At 63.5% G+C, this 19,059-nt stretch carries 18 protein-coding genes and 1 pseudogene; 8 read left to right on the top strand and 11 right to left on the bottom strand.

Annotated features, from left to right (window positions below):
- Window position 1 precedes the first annotated feature (1 nt).
- The 7 genes from MKL09_RS09460 to MKL09_RS09430 all read right to left on the bottom strand — a co-directional run bounded on the left by MKL09_RS09460 (window position 2) and on the right by MKL09_RS09430 (window position 6,215).
- Window positions 2-160, bottom strand: coding sequence for a hypothetical protein (locus MKL09_RS09460; RefSeq protein ID WP_244019739.1), 159 nt, complete (start codon window positions 158-160; stop codon window positions 2-4).
- A 202-nt stretch (window positions 161-362) separates the two neighbouring features.
- Entirely contained in the window at window positions 363-2,003 is a 1,641-nt protein-coding gene (locus tag MKL09_RS09455; RefSeq protein WP_244019738.1) for an acyl-CoA synthetase, read from the bottom strand.
- Window positions 2,000-3,031 (bottom strand): TRAP transporter substrate-binding protein, encoded by a 1,032-nt coding sequence (locus MKL09_RS09450; protein WP_244019737.1) that lies wholly within the window; start codon window positions 3,029-3,031, stop codon window positions 2,000-2,002. Before MKL09_RS09450 ends, MKL09_RS09455 begins: the two co-directional genes overlap by 4 nt.
- Before the next feature lie 188 nt (window positions 3,032-3,219).
- Window positions 3,220-3,540: a hypothetical protein gene (locus tag MKL09_RS09445; protein ID WP_244019736.1), complete on the bottom strand. Its 321-nt coding sequence runs from the start codon at window positions 3,538-3,540 to the stop codon at window positions 3,220-3,222.
- A gap of 14 nt (window positions 3,541-3,554) precedes the next feature.
- A complete protein-coding gene (locus tag MKL09_RS09440; RefSeq protein ID WP_244019735.1) occupies window positions 3,555-4,307 on the bottom strand; it encodes an FkbM family methyltransferase in 753 nt (250 codons plus the stop codon).
- Window positions 4,308-4,371: 64 nt separating this feature from the next.
- Window positions 4,372-4,707 carry a hypothetical protein gene (locus MKL09_RS09435; protein ID WP_244019734.1) on the bottom strand — a complete coding sequence of 112 codons (336 nt, stop codon included), beginning with the start codon at window positions 4,705-4,707 and terminating at the stop codon, window positions 4,372-4,374.
- A gap of 80 nt (window positions 4,708-4,787) precedes the next feature.
- A complete protein-coding gene (locus tag MKL09_RS09430; protein ID WP_244019732.1) occupies window positions 4,788-6,215 on the bottom strand; it encodes a phosphomannomutase in 1,428 nt (475 codons plus the stop codon).
- Between the two features lie 493 nt (window positions 6,216-6,708).
- Here MKL09_RS09430 and MKL09_RS09425 point away from each other — a divergent pair, with 493 nt between their 5' ends.
- The 3 genes from MKL09_RS09425 to terL all read left to right on the top strand — a co-directional run bounded on the left by MKL09_RS09425 (window position 6,709) and on the right by terL (window position 10,524).
- Window positions 6,709-8,241, top strand: coding sequence for a DNA modification methylase (locus MKL09_RS09425; RefSeq protein ID WP_244019730.1), 1,533 nt, complete (start codon window positions 6,709-6,711; stop codon window positions 8,239-8,241).
- Window positions 8,242-8,627: 386 nt separating this feature from the next.
- Window positions 8,628-9,083 carry a DUF5681 domain-containing protein gene (locus MKL09_RS09420; RefSeq protein ID WP_244019728.1) on the top strand — a complete coding sequence of 152 codons (456 nt, stop codon included), beginning with the start codon at window positions 8,628-8,630 and terminating at the stop codon, window positions 9,081-9,083.
- On the top strand, window positions 9,064-10,524 hold the full coding sequence (gene terL, locus MKL09_RS09415) for a phage terminase large subunit (protein ID WP_244019726.1): 1,461 nt from the start codon (window positions 9,064-9,066) through the stop codon (window positions 10,522-10,524). The genes MKL09_RS09420 and terL overlap by 20 nt, the downstream gene beginning before the upstream one ends.
- 154 nt (window positions 10,525-10,678) lie before the next feature.
- On the opposite strand, the gene MKL09_RS09410 is transcribed toward terL, so the two are convergent.
- Window positions 10,679-10,891 (bottom strand): hypothetical protein, encoded by a 213-nt coding sequence (locus tag MKL09_RS09410; RefSeq protein ID WP_244019724.1) that lies wholly within the window; start codon window positions 10,889-10,891, stop codon window positions 10,679-10,681.
- Window positions 10,892-11,172: 281 nt separating this feature from the next.
- Here MKL09_RS09410 and MKL09_RS09405 point away from each other — a divergent pair, with 281 nt between their 5' ends.
- The 3 genes from MKL09_RS09405 to MKL09_RS09395 all read left to right on the top strand — a co-directional run bounded on the left by MKL09_RS09405 (window position 11,173) and on the right by MKL09_RS09395 (window position 14,320).
- Window positions 11,173-11,490 (top strand): hypothetical protein, encoded by a 318-nt coding sequence (locus tag MKL09_RS09405; protein WP_244019723.1) that lies wholly within the window; start codon window positions 11,173-11,175, stop codon window positions 11,488-11,490.
- 11 nt (window positions 11,491-11,501) lie between these two features.
- Window positions 11,502-11,762, top strand: coding sequence for a hypothetical protein (locus tag MKL09_RS09400; RefSeq protein WP_244019722.1), 261 nt, complete (start codon window positions 11,502-11,504; stop codon window positions 11,760-11,762).
- A gap of 1,313 nt (window positions 11,763-13,075) precedes the next feature.
- A complete protein-coding gene (locus MKL09_RS09395; RefSeq protein WP_244019721.1) occupies window positions 13,076-14,320 on the top strand; it encodes a capsule biosynthesis protein in 1,245 nt (414 codons plus the stop codon).
- Window positions 14,321-14,343: 23 nt separating this feature from the next.
- Here the strand turns inward: MKL09_RS09395 and MKL09_RS09390 are convergent, their stop codons facing one another.
- Window positions 14,344-14,667: a polyhydroxyalkanoic acid system family protein gene (locus MKL09_RS09390; protein WP_244019720.1), complete on the bottom strand. Its 324-nt coding sequence runs from the start codon at window positions 14,665-14,667 to the stop codon at window positions 14,344-14,346.
- A 1,192-nt stretch (window positions 14,668-15,859) separates the two neighbouring features.
- Between MKL09_RS09390 and MKL09_RS09385 the strand changes: the two genes are divergently transcribed.
- Complete coding sequence (locus MKL09_RS09385) at window positions 15,860-16,303, top strand: hypothetical protein (protein ID WP_244019719.1); 444 nt, start codon at window positions 15,860-15,862, stop codon at window positions 16,301-16,303.
- Window positions 16,303-16,695 carry an HNH endonuclease gene (locus MKL09_RS09380; RefSeq protein ID WP_244019718.1) on the top strand — a complete coding sequence of 131 codons (393 nt, stop codon included), beginning with the start codon at window positions 16,303-16,305 and terminating at the stop codon, window positions 16,693-16,695. Before MKL09_RS09385 ends, MKL09_RS09380 begins: the two co-directional genes overlap by 1 nt.
- Before the next feature lie 328 nt (window positions 16,696-17,023).
- Here MKL09_RS09380 and MKL09_RS09375 read toward each other — a convergent pair whose 3' ends face one another.
- Window positions 17,024-17,818: an ABC transporter permease gene (locus MKL09_RS09375; RefSeq protein WP_244019716.1), complete on the bottom strand. Its 795-nt coding sequence runs from the start codon at window positions 17,816-17,818 to the stop codon at window positions 17,024-17,026.
- Window positions 17,819-17,864: 46 nt separating this feature from the next.
- Window positions 17,865-19,059: pseudogene (locus MKL09_RS09370) on the bottom strand (glycosyl transferase); the annotation flags it as partial.

Below are 19,059 nucleotides of genomic sequence, written 5' to 3'. Positions count from 1 at the left end.
GTCAGATCATCCCGGCGCCGCCGGTGCGCGCGATGCGCTCGCGCTGCTCGGCATAGCGACCGTTGGCGACGCGCTTCAGCGCACCTTCGAGGCGGTCCGCGACCTGGCCGAGGAGCGAACGCTCGGCGCGAAAGCCAACGAGATACGCGAGGGTCGCCATCGTGCCTGATCCCGAACGAGGACCGGGCCCACGCGCCCGGTTGCTGCAGTGCAATATGGCCCTGCTTGGGATCACGTGTCAGGGGGGGGCTCAAGCAGCCTGCCATGCAGGGGAAGCATGCAGCGGAGACGGAATCTTCACCGGCTTGGTCTGGGAGCTGTATCCGGCCTGTGCGGTGCAGCGAATGCTGCCGTCCGGACTGTCACCGCTTGGCGGAAGGGCCTGCGTCGAGGGGCAGGCAGCCGCGATCCTCGAGTTCCTGGCGGATCGCCCGCTTGGTGATCTTGCCGTAGCCGGATTTCGGCAATGCGTCCCAGAAGAACACCCGCTTCGGCAGCTTGTAGCGGGCGACCTCGCCGGCGAGCCACGCGATCAGCGCGGCCTCGCCGATCTCGGCCCCGGGACGGGCGACGCAGACCGCCACGCCGACCTCGCCCCAGGCCGGGTCGGGCACCCCCAGGATCGCGGCCTCGGCGATGGCCGGGTGCCGCAAAAGCTTCTCCTCGGTCTCGCGCGGGTACACGTTCGACCCGCCCGAGATGTACATGTCGGAGGCGCGGCCGGTGATGAACAAAAACCCTTCCGGGTCGAGATGGCCGAGATCGCCGGTCCGGAACCAGCCGTCGCGGAAGGCGGCCGCGTTCGCGTCCGGGTTGTCGTAGTAGCCCGCGAACACCGCCGGGCCGCAGACGCAGATCTCGCCGGTCTCGCCCGCCGGCAATTCCCACCCTGCCCCGTCCTGGATCTGCACCTGCATGCCGGTGCGCTCGAACCCGCAGGTGCCGACCTTCACGCCCGGCCCGTCCTCGGCGGCATGCAGGCGGGGCGGCAGCACGGTGATGTTGCCGGTCACCTCGCCGAGGCCGAAATACTGGACCAGCACCGGCCCAAGCGCTTGCAGCGCCCGCTTCTGGTCCTCCCGGTACATCGGCGCGCCGGCATAGATCACGTGGCGCAGGCTGGTGTGGTCGTGGGCGTCGACCGCCGGGTGCTCGGTGATGAGCTTCACGATGGTCGGCACCGTGAACAGGTTGGTGATGCGCCACCGCTCCACCAGGGCCCAGACCTCCGCGGGGTCCAGGCGCGCGCCGCCGGTGAGCACCGTCTTGGCGCCGGCCGCGACCTGGGCGAGCTGGTGGATGCCGGCCCCGTGCGAGAGCGGCGCGACCACCAGGGAGGCGTCGGCCTCCGTGGTGCCCGGCATCAGGTCGCAGAGGTGGTTGTTGATCACGAAGGCCATCTGGCCGTGAGTGAGCACCGCCGCCTTCGGCCGGCCGGTGGTGCCCGAGGTGAAGAAGAACCAGCACGGATCGTCGTGCTCGACATCGGCGGTCGGGGCCGCCTCCCCGGCATGCGCGGCGACCATGGCGTCGTAATCCAGCCCGAAGGCGGAGCCGCCGATCTCGACCACCAGGCCCAGCTCGGGCGCGGCCGCGCGGATCGCGGCGGCGTGGTCGGGGAACTCGGTGCCGCAGATCAGCGCCGAGGCGCCGCTGGCGCGGGCGAGATAGGCGACCTCCGCGGGCGTCTGCCGGAAATTCGTCGGCACCCAGACGGCGCCGAGCCGGAAGCAGACGAACATCGATTCGAACAACTGGTTGCCGTTGCGGGCCTGGACCAGCACCCGGTCGCCCTTGGCGACGCCCCGGGCCACCAGCGCCGCCGTCATGGCGTCGACCCGGGCGTTGAGGGCGCCCCAATTCCAGGTCCGCTCGCCCCAGGCGAGGCCGATCGCGGCGGGCCAGCGGCGGGCCGCCCGGCGCAGAAAATGGGCGAGGTTCATCACCCGCCGCGAACAGGGCGCGACGCCGCCGCGCGGCGCCGGCCCCGCCGGGCCGCTCATGCGAGCTTCCCGCAGGCCTTCTCCAGGAGGGACCAGCCCTCCTCGCCGTAGCGGCCCTTCCATTCGGCGTAGAAGCCGGCCTTGCGCAGCTTGTCGCGAAACGGCTCCGGATCGGGCTTGTTGAACACCAGGCCGCTCTTGGTCAGGTCGTCCTGCAGGCTGGCATTGAGCTTGGCGACGTCGGCCCGCTCCTTCATTCCGGCAGCGTTGATGTGCCGGGCGACCATCGTGCGCAGGTCCTCGGGGATGCGCTCCCAGGCGCGGCGGTTCGCCAGGAACCAGTAGCCGTCCCACATGTGGTTGGTGAGCGAGCAGTATTTCTGCACCTCGTAGAACTTCGTCGTGGCGATCACCGCGAGCGGGTTCTCCTGGCCCTCGACGATCTTGGTCTGGAGGGCCGAGTAGGTCTCGTTCAGGTTGATCGAGGCGGGCGAAGCGTCGAACGCCCGGAACATCGAGGTCCAGAGCGGCGAGACCGGCACCCGGATCCGGAAGCCCTTGAAATCGTCCGGGCTGGCGATCGGCCGGGTCGAGGAGGTGGTCTGGCGGTAGCCGTTGTCCCAGATCTTCTCCATGGCGACGAGGTTGGCCTTGGCGATCTGCTGCCGGACCCAGGCGCCGAGCTCCCCGTCCATCGCCGGCCAGACCGCGCCGTAATCCGGGAAGGCGTAGCCGATGCCGTTGATCGAGGCGTTGGGCACCAGGGTCGAGAGGATCAGCGGCGACATCGTGAAGAACTCGACGCTGCCGGAGCGCAGCTGGCTCAGCGTGTCGGTGTCCGAGCCGAGCTGGCTCGTGGGGAAGATCTTCAGGTCGAACCGGCCGCCGCTCTCGACGCGCAGAGCCTCCGCCATCTCGCGGGCGCGGATGTTCATCGGGTGCGTGTCGGGCAGGTTGTTGGCGTATTTGTAGGTGAAGTCCGCGCGCTGCGCCCGGGCCACGTGCGGCATCGCCACGGTTCCGGCGAGGACCGCCGTCGAACTGGCGGACAGGAACCGGCGACGAGACAGGTGGAATGGCGACGACATGGGCGGCCCTCCTGGTGTGGGCACGCAGGCCCGGCGTTTCCTCAGGGTCCACGTTCCTGCGCGGACTCTCTGTGTCTTGAGGCTTCGATAGCGGCTGGCCGGACCCAGTCAACGGGGTGGTTTCGGGTCGGTTGTCGGAGTAGGCGAGTTGTCAGGGCGGCAGCGCGGCGGCTGGCCCGATCCGAGGCTTACGAGGCCGGCACCTGCTGTTCGAGATGGGCGCGGAGGATCGAATATTGCTCCACGACCTTATCGAGCGTGTCGGCGTTCGCCTTCCGGATCCGTTCCGACCCCTCGTGCGGCCGGTAGGTGGTCGCGTAGTGGGCGGCATGCGCCTTCAGCTTCGTCGCCACGAAAGCCATATCGGCCGACCAGGCGACCTCCCGGCGAACCAGCTGGAGACGCCGCGCGATCTCGAACCATTGCAGATCGAGCGCGATGCCGCTGCCCATCTGCTTGAACAGGTCGAACATCGAATCGAGGATTTCGATCGCAGTCTGCGCGGACACGACAGGGGACTCCGTCAGGCGTGCGCGGCGACGAGATCGGGACGCACGTACCAATCGTCGAACAGAGAGAGTTGCCGGAACCGGCGGCGGTAGCCGAGGCCGGTCAGCAGCGTGTGGATCTTCTCGCGGCTGTCCGAAAAATTGTGCTCGACGCTGATGAGCGCGATGTCGTGGCGCGTAAAATCGAAGCTTTGCAGCACGTCGAACTCGCCGCCTTCCACGTCGATGCTCATATAGTCGATCCGCTTGGGGGCGCGGGCCTCCGCGAGGAAGTGCTCCAGCGAGATCGTCTGCACCGGGTATTGCCGGCCCTCCTGGCGGAACCGGGCGTGGAAATCGCCTTCCACCAAGTCGTTCATGCCCGACAGTTCGCCGATATCGACCTCGTTGAACAGCACCTCGACCCCGTCGGTCTTGTAGACGCATTTGTCGGTGATGTAGCAGTTCCGGTTGCCGTAGAGCGCCGCGTGCCAGGCCCGGGCCGGCTCCGCCAGGGCGCCCTGCCAGCCGAAGGTCTTCTCGAGCAGGAGCGTGTTGCTGAGGCTGACGCCGTCGCAGGCGCCGAACTCGACGAAATAGCCGTTCCGCTTCTCCTTCAGCTCGTACAGGACCCAGAGATCCTGCAGCAGCTGGGCGTTGGAATATGGGGCCATCTTCGTGGCGAAGGCCAGGAATTCGATCTCGGAGCTGAGGAGATGGGGCTCCGTGTCCAGGTTATTCCTGAGTTCGATCAAGGCGTTGAACACCGTCAGGAGCTCGACATCCATGGACCTGTCTTCCACCTTTTGACTCGGATCGATCGATACGGCGACGTGTTCGGACGGTGCGCGCTCAGCGCCGGAGGCCGCCGGAAGGCTGGCCCCCCAGAACCCGGTTCGACCCGTCGAACAGGACGGCATGCTGGAGCGAATCGGGCTCGCGATCCGGAATGGCGCGCGCCGCCTTGCGAATGGCAAACACGAAGCGCTTGCGGCTGAACCCGTAGGGCCGGAGGCTCGCCAGCAAGGCGTCGACAAGTTTGGTCATGGCCTCGGAATGGGCCCGTGCCAAATTGCGGTCCCGCACGGCCGTGTCGCGCTCAGCCTTGATGAGCGCCAGTTCGATCTGCTGCTGCTGAATCCGACGAATGTATTGGGTGTCAATGTCTTGGACGGGGGACTTTATCATACGGCAGCCTTTGAGGCCCGGAGCGGTATCGGGCCGGGATGCGGGAATCTATCGTGACGCAGCCTTGGCTATCATGGCCTTTACGATCGTCCGGCCTGGTCCGTCATGGCGGCCGCCGCAGCCGTCAGCCCCCAGCGGACGAGGTCTTGAGCGTCCCGCGCCGTCTTGGCCTCCGCATAGCATCGCAATTCCGGGGCATTGCCCGAAGCCCGGAAATGAATCGACCGTCCGCCGTCGAGCCCGATTCGGATTCCATCCTGCTCATCAACCGATTGCGGCGTACCGATCGGCTGGAGGAATTCGCCTCGGAAGGCCTCCTCGCGGAGGTGCTCGAGAAAGGCGCCGCTTCGCTCCGAGGGCGTGTTCGGAAGCCGGTCGCTCGCCATCTCCCCCGCATCGAGGGAAGTCACGAGATCGGCCAGCGACGTGCCGGCCGCGCGCGCTGCGGCGAGCGTGGCCAGGATAGGCAGCATCGCGTCCCGCGTCGGCAGAGCGGGCATAGTCTTATCCCCCAGGACGACATCCGATCCGAGCAGGAACCCGCCATTCGCCTCGAACCCCACGACGGCCCGCGCCCCGGCTCGCTGTGCCTGCTCCATGCCGGCGATGACGAATGGGGAGCCGACCTTGGTGCGCATGACTCGGCCGAAGCCACCGGACTGCTCGAGCGCCGAACCAGCCGTCACCGGGACGACAACTGTATCGGCGCCGAGGTAGCAGGCGGTGATCAGCCCGAGCACATCACCGCGCACGATCCGCCCGGCGCCATCGGCCACCAGGGGCCGGTCTGCGTCGCCATCCGTCGTCACGAGCGCGTCGAAGCCACCGGATGCCATGACCTCAGCGATGAACGCGATATCTTCGGGGCGATGCGCCTCGGTATCGATCGGCACGAACGTCTCCGACCGGCCGATCGGCGTAACGCTCGCCCCAAAGCTTGTGAGTAGCTCGGTCAGCAGGTCGCGTGCGACCGAGCTCTGCTGGTAGACCGCGATGCGCAGGCCTTTCAGGATCTCGGGCGCGAAGGCGTCGCTGTAGCGCCGATGGTAGCGCGCGATGGCTCTGGGTTCCGAAGTGGCTGGAACCGCTGTCGGCATCTGGCCGACGGCTGTGACATCCCCTAGGGCTGCCAGGATAGCAGCCTCGTCGTCCTTGGTGATCTCACCGTCGGGCCGATAGAATTTCAGGCCGTTGCGGTCCTCGGGGATGTGACTGCCCGTGACCATGACGGCGTAGGCGCCGCGCCGCATCGCCTCAAGCGCGAGGGCCGGGGTCGGCAGGGCCCCGCAATCGATCGCCTCGAAGCCGGCAGCCGTAGCAGCGCGCGCCACCATCGCGGCGATGCTCGGGCTGCTGTCGCGCAGGTCCCGTCCGATCACCACCGCACGTCGATCCCCGTCTTCTGAGACGGATCGAAAGAACGCGCTGGCGTATGCGTAGCTCGGCCAGCCTACGAGATCCGTCACAAGACCGCGCAAGCCACTCGTTCCGAATTTTAGACTGCCCACGGCGTTTCCATCGGCTCCGGCGCTGGGATGCGCTCTCAGCCCTCATGCCGTGAATCGCTTGCCTCCACAACGGTTGACACCCAAGGGCGATGTGCTCCCTGCACCAGGGAAAGAAACAGGGAGACATCGATCTCAAAACGCTATTCACATCGCCCGATAGATCACTTTCGAGGTCGGTTTCGCGTCCGCCGGACGGTATTGTCGTCACGTCCATATTTCCGGTATTTATGTTCTTGTTTTGTTCAATGTTGCTGAGCCTTGAAACCGCGCTGACGTCGATCTAAGTTGATTGGGCTTTGCTGATAAGCAAGCAGTCACAGGCGACCGATCTCGATTGGTAGCTGTGCTTCACCAAAAGTTCAGCGGCGGCAGCCTTCCACATGTCGCGGCGACTTCGACAGATTCCCCAGAGCCTAGCGCGGTGCGCAAGGGGGAATGTCGGCGGTCGTTGCGCGGTTGCCTCGCTATCGGTCTCCGATTTTGGAGACCTACGATGACGATACAAAGATCTCAGCTCGCGGCGCTGTCAAACCGGTCTAACGCGCTGCCCCTCGATGGCGCGCCTCGTATCGAGATCAGGCCCGGACTCCAGGCGCGATACGGCCTGTGCCCATGCGGTACGCTAAAACCCAATCCGGCCGCCGTACGCGCTCATCCCAGACAGCAGATCAACAAACTCGCCCGGGCCATCGAGTTCACGGGTCCGCTCGCGCCGGTGGTCGTCAGCGAGGACTACATGATCCTCTCCGGCCATGCTCGGGTCGAGGCCGTTCGCTCTCAATCCGAGATGATACCGATTGTGCAGGTCTTCGGATTGTCCGAGGCGCAAAAGCGCGCGTTCCTGCTCTCCGACAATCGCGTCGGCGAGGACGCACGCCTCAACCGGAAGCGGCTCGCTGAGCAGCTTCCGGAGCTGACGGTCCTATTCCAAGAGGCCGGCTTTGAGATCTCCGACACGGGGTTTGAGATCGCTGAACTCGACGGCTTGACCGTCGATTTTTCCGATTTGAACGGGGGTGGCGATGACGTCGATCCTGGGCTGCTGCAGGAGCCATTCGTCCTTCGCTCAGGCGACCTGCTTCACCTCGGAGATCATCGCCTCGCCGTCGGTGACGCGCGCGATCCAGATCTGTTGGACCGGCTGCGCGCGGGCGCGTCGATCGAGTGTGCCTTCCTCGACGTCCCGTACAATCTCGCTCAGGCCGAGCTCAGCACGCGTGGAAAGGCGAAGCACCCGGATTTCGCCTTCGCGGCCGGCGAGATGAGCCGGGACGAGTACGTGGCGTTCCTCGTCGCCGCTCTGGGAAACGCGGTCCGGGTCTCCATGTCGGGGGCGGTGCACTTCGTGTGTATCGACTGGCGCCACGTCCAGAATCTGATTGAAGCGGCTACGAGTGTCTACGGCGCCTACCTGAACCTAGTCGTCTGGAACAAGACCAACGCCGGACAGGGCGGGCTTTACCGAAATCAGCACGAGTTGATCGGGGTGTTCCGGGTCGGCGAGGCTCGTCACCGCGATAACGTCCAGATGGGGCGCCATGGCCGGAACCGGTCGAACGTCTGGACCTATGCCGGTGCCAATGGCTTTGGCGCGGAACGGCTCGCGGATCTCGCTGCCCATCCGACCGTCAAGCCTTTGCAGCTGGTTGCAGACGCTCTGAAGGACGTGACGCGACCGGGGGCAGTGGTGCTGGACACATTCGTCGGCTCCGGAACGACGATCCTGGCGGGCGAGCAAGTCGGCCGGCACGTGCGGGCAGTCGAGATCGAGCCGCGCTACGCCCAGGTCGCGGTCCGCCGGTGGGAGCGGATGACCGGGGGCACAGCCGTGTGCGCTGAGACCGGGCAGAGCCTCGGAGAGATGCAGCGGGTCCGCCTGGAGGCGCAAACTCTTGCTTCATCTGTGTCTGAACGGCCGGGAGCGTTCCCAAGGGCAGCTCAATCTAAGGCCGACGGACCTCGGCACGCTTCGATTGCATCACCTCCTCCGCGCATGCGGACGCGCACACGAACTCACGTGGCGTGACCCAGCAGGAAGGGCGGCGAACCATCGCCTCTTGCCGCCCACTCCGATCTTGGCGCCTTTCGCAATGGTGGGCGCCTAGGCAAGCCTTTTCAGATCAACCAGTTGCGCGCTCGATCAATTGGCAAAGAATCAGTACGGACGTATCTTAAGTTGTCACAAAATCGATATTTTATCGATGCTTGACGATGTCAGTCGTCGATATTACTTTGGTCGATGCCGCTCTCAGAGAGTGGCGCCAACGAACTTTGGTTCGTCCCCTGAGCCTGACGGAAATTCCGAGCGCAGCTCGCGCATAGGGCATTCCAAGGCGTCGAAAGCTCTCCGTGAGAGTTATGGCGTGCTGGTGTGTTACTTTGTAATATGCTGGATTTTCTTGAGGTTTAGCGATGGATGATGATGACATTGTTGGCCCCGGGCGTCCTCCTCGTAAGAATCGATTTCAAAAAGGGCAATCGGGCAATCCCGCCGGCCGCCCACGGGGGCGGCCAAACCGCAAGACTATCGATAAGCTCTATAATGAGCTGTTTTTTGACTGCGAAGTCACCGTCAATGGCCGTGAGGGCGCGCGCAAGACCAGCCTCTATGCCGCCGTTTTGATGCTTTGGGGGCAGAAAGCTTTAGCCGGAGATCTCGGCGCTATCGAGAAACTTTCCGCTCGGATTGAGAGCAGAGTGGATGATCAACCCGCCGTGAGAGCGGACGCAGATCGCATAGAAGATGATGAGGAGATCCTGCGTCAGTACGGGCAATCGGAGTTCATCCCAGCCTGTGAAGGCGATGAAGGTGGTCAGCATTCGTCCAATGATAGTTCGGAGGCGGCGGATGACGATGACGACGATTGATCGTGGACGCATAATGCGGGCCCTCTTGCGCAGCGAACTCGCTGCCTTCGTGCATCGAACGTTCCAGGCGCTCGAGCCTGGAACACCCTACCTCCATAGCTGGCATCACGATCACTTGGCTTGGCAGCTCAGACGTGTCGCCCGCGGCGAGTTTAAGCGGCTGATCATCAATGTGCCGCCGCGCTCAATGAAGTCGATCACGGTCTCGGTGGCGTTCTCCGCCTGGCTTCTCGGACACGATCCGACCCGACGGATCATTGCGGTCTCGTACGCTGCCGATCTCGCCCGGAAATTGTCCCTCGATACCCGCTCTGTCATGGAGAGCGGGTGGTTCCGAGAGCTATTTCCGGATTGCATCCTCGTCCCCCGGCGCCAGCGCGACCTAGAGCTGTCGACCACGCTGCGCGGCGGGCGGCTAGCGGTCGGGCTCGGCGGCGGATTGACCGGTCGCGGGGCCGACGTGATCCTGGTCGATGATCCGATGAAGGCAATCGACGCGTTCTCGGCGGCCGAGCGGCGTCGGGTGATCGAGTTCTACGAAGGTACGCTGGTCTCGCGCTTGAACGACAAAGCGAACGGCGCGATCGTCGTCGTGATGCAGCGCCTGCACGCGGACGATCTGTGCGGGTACCTTCGCGAGCGAGCACCAGAGGATTGGACGGTGGTGGAGTTGCCCGCCATGGCCGTCCAGGATGAAGAGTTCCGGCTGAGCGACCGGTTGGGGCACATCCACCGGCGCGCTCGCGGTGAGGTGTTGCAGCCCGAGCGCGAACCGCGCGATGTCCTGGAGGGGCTACGCCGTCAGCTCGGCACGCTGACCTACAGTGCACAGTACCAGCAGGCGCCGGTGCCGGCGGAAGGTAACGTGATCCGAAGGAGTTGGCTGCGCTACTGCGCGGAGGCTGACTGGCCTGAAGATTTTGAACGGGTGGTGGTCTCCTGGGATACCGCCTCGACGCTGGGGGAGACGAGCGACTGGTCGGTCGGCACGGTCTGGGGGGCTCTCGGTCTGGATTACTATCTGCTCGATGTGGTGCGCGAACGTCTCGAAGCGCCCGAGCTTCGACGGGAGATCGTGAGCCTAAGCCGGCATTGGCGTGCGGACGCCACTTTAATCGAAGATACCGAGCTCGGGCGTGCCCTCCGTCAGGATCTACGGCGTACCGGTCATCTCTCGGCGATTCTCCATCGCTCGCGCTTTGATAAAGAAGCGCGTCTCTTGGCGCAGGCGGCCCGTTTCGAAGCCGGGCAGGTGCATCTGCCCGCAGACGCGCCGTGGCTCGCCGATTACGTCGGCGAATTGCTGGCCTTCCCGAACGGACGGCACGACGACCAGGTCGACAGTACCTCGCAGGCGCTCGACCACCTCACCGCCCGCACGGTGCCCCCTCCCCCGCTGCGCCGCCGCAACCCCGTTCGACGGGAGATCGAGCGCCGCTGAGGCGCGGTATGGCGAAGGGGAGCTTGGTCCCCCTGCGCCGCCGGGCTGGCAATCGGCATGTGCTGGGTCCGTCTGGCGCTGCGACCGGGCCCGACCGGAATTTGTTGCCGGTGTCGTCCTGAACGTAGCTCTGGTCCGAGGGGCCTAATCGGCTTCAGACGCGAATATCGACGACCCGCTTTTGCGAAGGTGGGAGTAGCCGGCCGCCCGCTCGGTCCTGTGCTTCGCTCCCGTTCGCGCGAGCGATCTCGACCGAGACGATGTGCGGTCCTTCCCGATGGTCGAGCGCTGCATCCGTGCGCGCCGTCTGCAACATTTCGGTCGCGCGCACGACACCAACCGTGTTGATCGAGGCAGTGATCGTCATGGCTCTGGCCTCCTCGCATGAAAGTGGACAATGGCAGCCCTGAGGATCTGGTTTCGAAGATTGTATCATTTTGATAGATCTGACTTAACGGCGACAAGGGGCAGCCGGTGTGCGGAATTGGCGGGGTATTCTGACTGCGGCACGATGGATACGCCCCTCCTCCGTCCATGAGCTAGTACGGGTCGGCCCGATTGATTTGACGGCGGATACAGGGCGCAAACTCCCTGAAGGGGCGAGGCGGAGCTGCGCTCCTAGCCGATGGAAGCGAGGGACTACCTGAGATGGCAGACGTTGACGCCCAGCCCAGCAAACTCGTGGAGGTCGCCGGGCTGGCGACAGCACTGGCCGACCGGATCCTCGATCAGCACGTTGCCGGCACATCGATTCAGCCGAGCCGCTTCCATATGTTGGTCAGGGCCACCCAGATGCTTCAGGACAACGATGTGCCCTGGCCGCCCTCGGTCGAGATCGTGTTTATGGAAATCGCTCAGCGCGTTGAGCAGGCTGAGGCGCATCCAAAGAGCGCGGGGGTGAGGCCCAACAGCGATGATGTCGTGGTGCATATGAGTCGGTTCGTCGGCGACGTTAAACGGACCTGAGAAAGCCGGCCGTGGACGACGATCGCGAGTTCGAGCACTCGGGTTTGTCTGGCTCGTTCACCCGTGGCGGTGAGACCGTTGACGTGGAGATCTATCGGTTGGCTGGGACGCAGGATCCCTGGCAATTGGCGGTCGTCCACATGGCGAGCGGCAGCACGGAGTGGCAGGAGCGTTTCGCAACCGAGCGGGATGCCTACCGCGCCTTTATGGGGGTCGTGGAGAGGGACGGTCTGGTAGCGTTCGGCCCGGGTATCAGCAGGGTGGTGTACTGACCCTATCGGCCGCTTCAAGGTGGATTGCGCATTCGGTACGGGATCTCCACGGTCTCGTCATGACGATGGGCGCGATCCCTTTTGGCGATGTGGGCGAACTCGCCGGCACTGTAGCGCCGGACGACGGTCCAGATCTCGGAGATGCTTCGGTCCATCGCGACCGAAGTGTCGGCTGACTACCGGCGTGCGATCAGAAGATAGTCTCCTGACGCGACGCTCCGCATTTCGGGCAGCGATCGCGTTGTTCAACGATTCCCAAGCGTCTGCCAGGCCACACGATTAGATTGCGTCCGCGTCGCCAGTCGTGTCGGCACCCGCCCTGTCAAATGGTGCGCATGCGGGCGGCTATGGCTCGCCATAAATCAGCCGTCGCGCTCATGCCGCCCCCGCGATATCGAGCACCTCGGCCGTGACGAGCACAAAACACCCGTTTTGCGAAGCGTCTGCGCGGCGGTTGAGATGAGTGCTGATCCGCACGGCGTTGCGGCTTCCGTCATCCCAAATACTGAGGGCGACCCACTAGAAACTGAGGAGGTTCGCCATGACAGCTCCCCAAACCCTCGCAATGATATTTGCTTTGATCTCCGTCGGCTCGGCTCTGGCCCTGGTTTTGATGGCATTTTTGTCGGCAGCGCTCGATGCCTTAGCTGCGGCATGCGATCGATCGTTGTTGAGCGGCCGAGATGACCGACCCGGACCGCTCTCGACCGCAGTATGCCGGACGCACCAGATGGCCCTCGCACGCATCCATCTGCAGTAGCGGAGCGGAACCGAAGTCCCGATTGCACCCCCCAGCAAGGCGCCAACACGTCTTTGCTCGCACCCTCGCTGTCGGCCTTCGCACGGAGCTTCCGCAATCGCGTTCATGCGTGCGCCGTGGCGGTCGGCGAGCTGTTGGGTCATGCGTCCGGTCTCGACCCTTCGAGGATCAGCGCGTAGCCGCTGGCAGACCTCTCGCTCGGCGCAATCGGCCAGGTTGGCGTCGTTGAAGGTCTCAGCCGACCGCGACGGCCGCAGAGGCACTGATCGATCGGGTCCGTCCGAGTACGGCTTCGCAAGGATTGTCCCGGACCAGGATGCCTGGGAAACGGTGACGACGAGAATGTCGCTCTGCGTTTCACATCCATAAGCGAGCTCCTGACCATCCCGGAGATCCATCACGCCATCGAGATCGGCGCGGAACTGATCGCGCTAGGGCCGACATGCTTTTGCCGCGAGCTGATGGGACTGCCCATGCGCACAGCCGCACTGAGGCCGCCGGTATCCGGCCGAGTCTCGAAACCTCGCGGATCGCCAGCGCCAGGGACTGGTCCATGAATATGGAAGCTCGGAAGGCCGGCGGACAGCCCATCGCCGCCCCTCAGAATCAAAAAGCGATCGCCAAGGTCCTGCAGCGGTTACCAAACGTTCCCAGCTTCCGGGACCGCAAGAAGGGTGTGACGTCCTACCAGAGCCACGTCAAAAGCGATCCCTGGATCCTGATCCTGTTCGCTCTCTGCTTCGTGGTGCCGACGCTGGCGGGCGCTCTGTATTATGGGCTCATCGCCTCGGATCGGTACGTGACCGAGGTGAAGTTCGCCATCCGCCCCTCGATTGGTACGGCCGATAAGGCGGCCCCTGATGCAGTCGGTACGAATGCCGGCGTGGTGAATTCGACGGTCGCCCAGGACACGCTGATCACCCAGGAGTACATCCTGAGCCGGCCGATGCTTGAGCAGATCGAGGCCCAGCTGCCGATCCGCGAATGGTTCGGCCGCGACAGCGTCGATTTCGCGTCCCGGCTCAACCCTGAGAAGCCGATTGAGAAAGCTCTTCGCTACTGGAAACGGCGGGTGTCCATCGATGTCGAGTCCGCCTCGGGCATCATGGGACTGACGGTAGACGCGTTTGATCCAGACGAGTCCCTGGCGATCACACAAGCAATCCTGAATGATGCCGAGCAGATGCTGGGCAACCTCAGTTTGAGGGCACGTGAGGATGCCTTGGTTGAGAGCACGCGTGAACTGAAGATCGCTGAGGATCGCGTCTCTAAGCTTGACCTCGCTCAAACGGATCTGCGCAATCGCGAAGGCCTGCTCGATGCTCAAAAATCTAACGAGGCCAATCTCAAGCTCGTCTCAGAGCTGCGAGGCTCCCGCATCAACTTGGCCGTTCAGCTCTCGATCGGCCAGCGAGATCTCGGCCCAGAGTCTCGTCGGATCATCGATATCAAGCAGCAAATCAGAGATCTCGATGACAACATCGCTCGAATCGAACGGCAGGCTACAGGCCAGGATCCAAACCAGAAACGTCAGCTCGCAAGCGCGCTGACGCGGTTCGAGGCTCTCGATCATGAGCGGAAAAGCGCAGTCAAATACGCCGAAGAGGTTCGGAAGGCGTTTGACCGAGCACGCATCTTGGTCGCTCGGCAGCCGCAGTTCTTCAACATGATCACCGCACCGATAAAGGCAGATTCCGCCACGGAGCCTCGGCGCCTCTTGATGATAAGCCTGATCGCCGCAGGATCCGCTGTTTTGTTTGCGGCTGCGATGTTTGCCCGCAAAACAATGGTTAGCTGATTGAGGCAAGGCATTCGGAGGTTTTAGGCAGCCTCAGCTGTGGCGAGTAGCCGTGCCGCGTAATGCTTGGCTGCCGCCTCGATCGAAGGTGCAAACACGCCTATGGTCCAGGGCATCTTGGCTTCGAGCAACAAGATGTCGCCCGCCACGACGATGTTACCTCGGACGTCCTGTCCAAGAGCACGCGCCGTGAATGCCCTCCGGCCCTCGACCCACTCTGTCATCGTGACGGAGATGTTCTCGCGCTTCAACCGCCGCACCGCCCAATCGGTCCGTTGGTCCAGGCGACGGATCACTTCTGCGGCGCCGAGATCGTGTGGGATCGCGATGGTGATGTGCTTCGGCATATGCCTTCCCATGATGGTCGTTTGCAAAGTGGCGAGCGCGGGTTAAGCGCCGGTCACCATCGCAGGAGGCTTCCCTTCCAGACCACCCCGCGGAGGTGGTTCGAGATTTGCCGCGGACGCATGGGCCACAGAACCGAGACCGGGCTCCGTACCGATACACCCCTCAGCTTACGAGCTTAAAGCCCGCTCAGCGCATGCTGAGGCGGGCTTTTCATCACAGCACCTGTTCGCTCGCACCAGAGGCGGTCGGTCAAACTACCTGCCCGCCGTCGTCACATGCTGTGACCGACGCGGGCCCCCATCAATGCATGCCCTGCCCCGCACGACTTCGCGGCGGCATTCCGTGTGACGAGCCGAAAGTCGGTTGCTGCCTTTTGCGCCCCCCTCTCATGGACGCTGGCAGTGAGTAGGAAAACGGTCGTCATGCCCAGGCCTTGATTGTTGCCTGCGCGTCGCACCGCGACTGGACTGAGGCTGGGTGAAGTTGATCCGTGGCGGCAGGTCGGCTCGCCTCACGAATCGGCATTGGCGGGACGATGTATCAACTGAGTACTGATTATTTGGATCGATTGGGGAAGTAAGATTGCCATCGCTAACTTCCTGATAGCAGCGGGCATATTCCACTGGACTGCTCGGACGAATGGAGCGTTACTCAGTCTGCCACGAAGAAGCTTATACACGATTCGGGACAAGACATTTACGAGCAAGCCACCCTAGGCAAGCTTTATCTACCGCCACGCAGCGGAGTGCCTGAACAATCGTGCCGTCGTATCGAGCTAGTTTTGACCATTGATGTGATCATACTTAAGGCTCGGGATCGGGAATGCTATTCATTTATACCTTTTAACCATCCTGCACCGGGAGGTGTCTGGTTCGTATGACGCTCAATCATTCAAAGACCGACCGGCGGACGTGAGCGCCAAAGCTCCGGCCGACTGAGGGACGCCGCCCGCAAGCGGGGCGGGACATTTGAAGGATGACATCACCCTGCAGGCCTACTGGGCTGCGTGCGGGGTCGGGGCAGTGGCGGGGCCGATCCCGCCGCGAACTCGGTGCGTGTCATGTATCTCCCCGATTTTACCCTCCCCCTTCCCCCCTCCCCGCTCGATCGCCCAACGCTGAGACTGTGGAGCTGTCGGATATCGGACCGCCGCTTGGCACCGCCCTCCCCGATCTCGGCGTGAGGGCGGCCATGTCCAATCGCAGCATCTCTTGGGCGGCCGCACTGCGCGAGCTGAAGTCCGACCGAGTGGCACGCTCGGCGATTCGCGAGGAGCGTCTACGCACGAGCACGGGCTTACGGGGCGCGCCTGTCCTCGCTATGAGCGCTTGGCGGGGGCACTCGGGCCGACGCTACGTCGTCGTGGTGCAGCCGCTCGATACCGTCGATCTCGTCGCCGAAGATCCTGCGGTCGTCTTGGCCGTGGGCCGCGACGAGCAGGGACAGGCCTCGATTGCCGCTGTTCGCGTCTGCCCAGCCGGCGATCCGGGTTTTCTCGGGTGGCTCGCCGCCTGCGCGACACGCGGGGCGGGTGAACTGCATAGCTACCGACTGGCCGAGAGCGGACCTGAACGCGCGGCGATCGCCGCCGATCTGGGTGGTCCGATCCCGACTGCTGACGTGGGAGGGGTGTGATGCCCCGCCGGGAATTCAGAAAAGCTGTCCTGCGCGCCGCCCTCGACCGAGCGATGGGGCGATGCGAGGGTGTGCTGACCGATGGCAGCCGCTGCCCATGCGCCCTGCACGTTGGGCGGTTCCACTACGATCACATCGTGCCAGCAGCGTTGACCGAGGATGCGTCGCTCGAAAACTGTCAGGTGCTGTGCAGGCCCTGTCATGCGGCCAAGACGGTGGTCGATGTCGGAGTGATCGCGCGGGTACGCCGAGTGCGCGACCGGCATACAGGTATCACGGATGCGTATCGCCGCTCACTTCAGGGCGGCAAAGCCAGCCCGTTCAAACGGCTGATCGGTGGTGGGGTCGTCCGCCGGGGTACAGATGAAAGGCTGGATAAGCAAGACCGATAGTGCTCCCGCCCACTTCACGCCACAGATGGCCGCGTGACCATCGGTATGGTGAGGTCTTAATTGACCTGACCGATCCTTTGGACCGAGCCAGATCAGCGACTGTCCTGCCAGTCCAGCGATTTGCCATAGCGTTCCGTCCGTCAAGATGGATTTGAGGACGATGATCCGCGTCCTTTCAAAGGCACTTGCCCCCCGGATGTCCGAATCGTGCGGTCGGACTGATCCCCCATGCGAAATGCGTTTGACCACATGAGCACCTTAGATGTTTTGCCCACGAGCTTTCGAACTGAAGTATTTCGAACTTTGGACTGCGTGAAGTATATGGCACTCAAGAATTCAGCTTGCTAACTACATGTTTAATGAGCACCAGTCCAATGCTTGCTGAGGTCAATCCAAACATAAGCACGTATAAATAGTCCACTTGAATGCCGGCATATGGGTAATATGCTGATCGCACCCATTCCGCGCACTGCAAGGCCGGATTAAATTTCATCCAATAATAAACTTTGTCGGGCATGAAGCTTGGCAGAAACATGACTCCGCTCGATATGTACATGATAATACTAAAAAGCGCATAGCCGATCATCCATCCGGGGAAAAACCCTATGATCGCTACATTGATTGTGCCGACGCCAATCCCAAGAATAATCGCGGCCACGTAGCCGGAAACTGCAGCGATCGGATTTGCTGGGATAGGATTGGTACCCAGGACAACTAATACTGAGGTGACGACGAGTAAGGCCAGGAATCCTGTAACGATCTCGACAAGTATGCGGGAGAAAACTAAGTCAAAGAGTTTGACTTGAGGATAGTACGTCAACGGGCGATTCATGATGACGGATTTCATCACTTCGCGTGAGATATATTGAAAAACTAGGACGGGGACCGCGCCCGTAGCGAAAAATAGCGGCCTGCTATCGCCAAGGGGCGCAGCCAGCTTCTGGAATGTGTAGATCGAGATCAACATGAAGACGTGGACGCAGGGCCATAGAACCACCACGGCATAGCCCCAAATCGACGCTCCAAAGCGCGTGCGCATGTCGCGCAGAATCAGAGCGTGCAGGACGTGCAGGTAGGACTCGACCGGGCTCTTCTGTGTCTGAGCCGTGAGGAGAGCGGACATCGGGGTGGCCTCTGCGTTTCTCCGCCTGCTTCGGCGAAAAACTGGGCTAAAGTGCGTTGCCGGGATGTGCCAACGGGGCCTGCCTTACGTTGTCGAGGGCGTAGTAGTCGCCCATCAGGTCCTCATATTCGGCTGCCTGAGCCGGCACGGAGAGCGGCCCACCGACCGAGATGTCGATCGCCATCATTTGGTCGTTCAGTGTCCCTGGATGGCTGGCTAGAGCGTAAGGCAGGACGTGGCCTTTCGGATGGGCCCGCAGCCGGTCGCCCTGGGCGCCGAGGTCGAAGGCCACCACCGGCATGTCGGTTCGCAGAGCCAGGGTCAGGGTATACGAATAAGTCTCCGGCCAGATCGCCGGTAGCAGGATTAAGTCGGCGGAAGCCATCGTCAGGAGGTCGAGGATCTCATCGTCCGCCCAGTGTTGCCTGGTCTCGGCAATCTGCAGGGCCGCTCGGGCGACCCGATCGAGCGTCGGGTCGTCGGTAGAGTAGCGGCCCGTCTCGGTGACGCCGGCCCGCCTCAGGCCATCCGTGAGCGTCGGATCGGAGAAGCCTACGATCGCAAACCGCAGCGGTAGATTCCTTTTCTGCGCGTCTGCGGCCAGGGCCTGGAGCAGAAGGCCACCTTCGGGCATGCTGATTCCACCCAGCACAGCGACCCGGCGCACCCGGCCCGGCCGCCGCAGGGCGGTGGATCGCACGCTTCGGTCGTGCTCGACATGCGGCCGCACCGTGATCGCCAGCTCCGGATACACGCCCCCGATCCGCCCGGCCGTGTCGGCCGACGGCGCGAACACCCGTGCTGCCCCGGCCAGGAACCGCCCGAACGCGGCCCGCCGCTCCTCCGGATCCGGCTCCTCGTAGCCGTCCGCGTCCGCGGCCAGGCAGTCCCGGCACACGGGCACCGGCGCCAGGCCGCAATAGCGCCCGTCCGGCATCACCAGGTGGTCGCGGTGGCAGACCGGCGAGAAGTCGTGCAGCGTCCAGGCATAGGGCCGCCCCGACCCGGATACGAGGTCCATCAGCGCCCGGGCCGCGTCCCAGCGCAGCCCCGCCAGCGAGTGCACGTGGATCAGCAACGGCGCCAGCTGGTCGATAAACGCGGCCACCTCATTAGTGTCGCGGGGCAGGTACAGGCTGTCCAGGCTCGGCAGGTACACGAACTCCCGGCTGCGATACGAGACGTTGACCTGGATGTTCCGGGCCCGGTCGACCGAGAGCAGCACCACGGCCGTGCCCTCG

Origin of the sequence: Methylobacterium sp. J-048, from assembly GCF_022829515.1 — a bacterium.
Classification (GTDB): domain Bacteria; phylum Pseudomonadota; class Alphaproteobacteria; order Rhizobiales; family Beijerinckiaceae; genus Methylobacterium.
This window is presented reverse-complemented; position numbering and strand designations above follow the sequence as displayed.

Bases quoted from the DNA above. Each gene is read 5' to 3' on its own strand.
- MKL09_RS09460 (WP_244019739.1), bottom strand. From the start codon at position 160: ATGGCGACCCTCGCGTATCTCGTTGGCTTTCGCGCCGAGCGTTCGCTC.
- MKL09_RS09455 (WP_244019738.1), bottom strand. From the start codon at position 2,003: ATGAGCGGCCCGGCGGGGCCGGCGCCGCGCGGCGGCGTCGCGCCCTGT.
- MKL09_RS09450 (WP_244019737.1), bottom strand. From the start codon at position 3,031: ATGTCGTCGCCATTCCACCTGTCTCGTCGCCGGTTCCTGTCCGCCAGT.
- MKL09_RS09440 (WP_244019735.1), bottom strand. From the start codon at position 4,307: ATGGATGTCGAGCTCCTGACGGTGTTCAACGCCTTGATCGAACTCAGG.
- MKL09_RS09435 (WP_244019734.1), bottom strand. From the start codon at position 4,707: ATGATAAAGTCCCCCGTCCAAGACATTGACACCCAATACATTCGTCGG.
- MKL09_RS09425 (WP_244019730.1), top strand. From the start codon at position 6,709: ATGACGATACAAAGATCTCAGCTCGCGGCGCTGTCAAACCGGTCTAAC.
- MKL09_RS09420 (WP_244019728.1), top strand. From the start codon at position 8,628: ATGGATGATGATGACATTGTTGGCCCCGGGCGTCCTCCTCGTAAGAAT.
- terL (WP_244019726.1), top strand. From the start codon at position 9,064: ATGACGATGACGACGATTGATCGTGGACGCATAATGCGGGCCCTCTTG.
- MKL09_RS09410 (WP_244019724.1), bottom strand. From the start codon at position 10,891: ATGACGATCACTGCCTCGATCAACACGGTTGGTGTCGTGCGCGCGACC.
- MKL09_RS09405 (WP_244019723.1), top strand. From the start codon at position 11,173: ATGGCAGACGTTGACGCCCAGCCCAGCAAACTCGTGGAGGTCGCCGGG.
- MKL09_RS09395 (WP_244019721.1), top strand. From the start codon at position 13,076: ATGAATATGGAAGCTCGGAAGGCCGGCGGACAGCCCATCGCCGCCCCT.
- MKL09_RS09390 (WP_244019720.1), bottom strand. From the start codon at position 14,667: ATGCCGAAGCACATCACCATCGCGATCCCACACGATCTCGGCGCCGCA.
- MKL09_RS09385 (WP_244019719.1), top strand. From the start codon at position 15,860: ATGTCCAATCGCAGCATCTCTTGGGCGGCCGCACTGCGCGAGCTGAAG.
- MKL09_RS09380 (WP_244019718.1), top strand. From the start codon at position 16,303: ATGCCCCGCCGGGAATTCAGAAAAGCTGTCCTGCGCGCCGCCCTCGAC.
- MKL09_RS09375 (WP_244019716.1), bottom strand. From the start codon at position 17,818: ATGTCCGCTCTCCTCACGGCTCAGACACAGAAGAGCCCGGTCGAGTCC.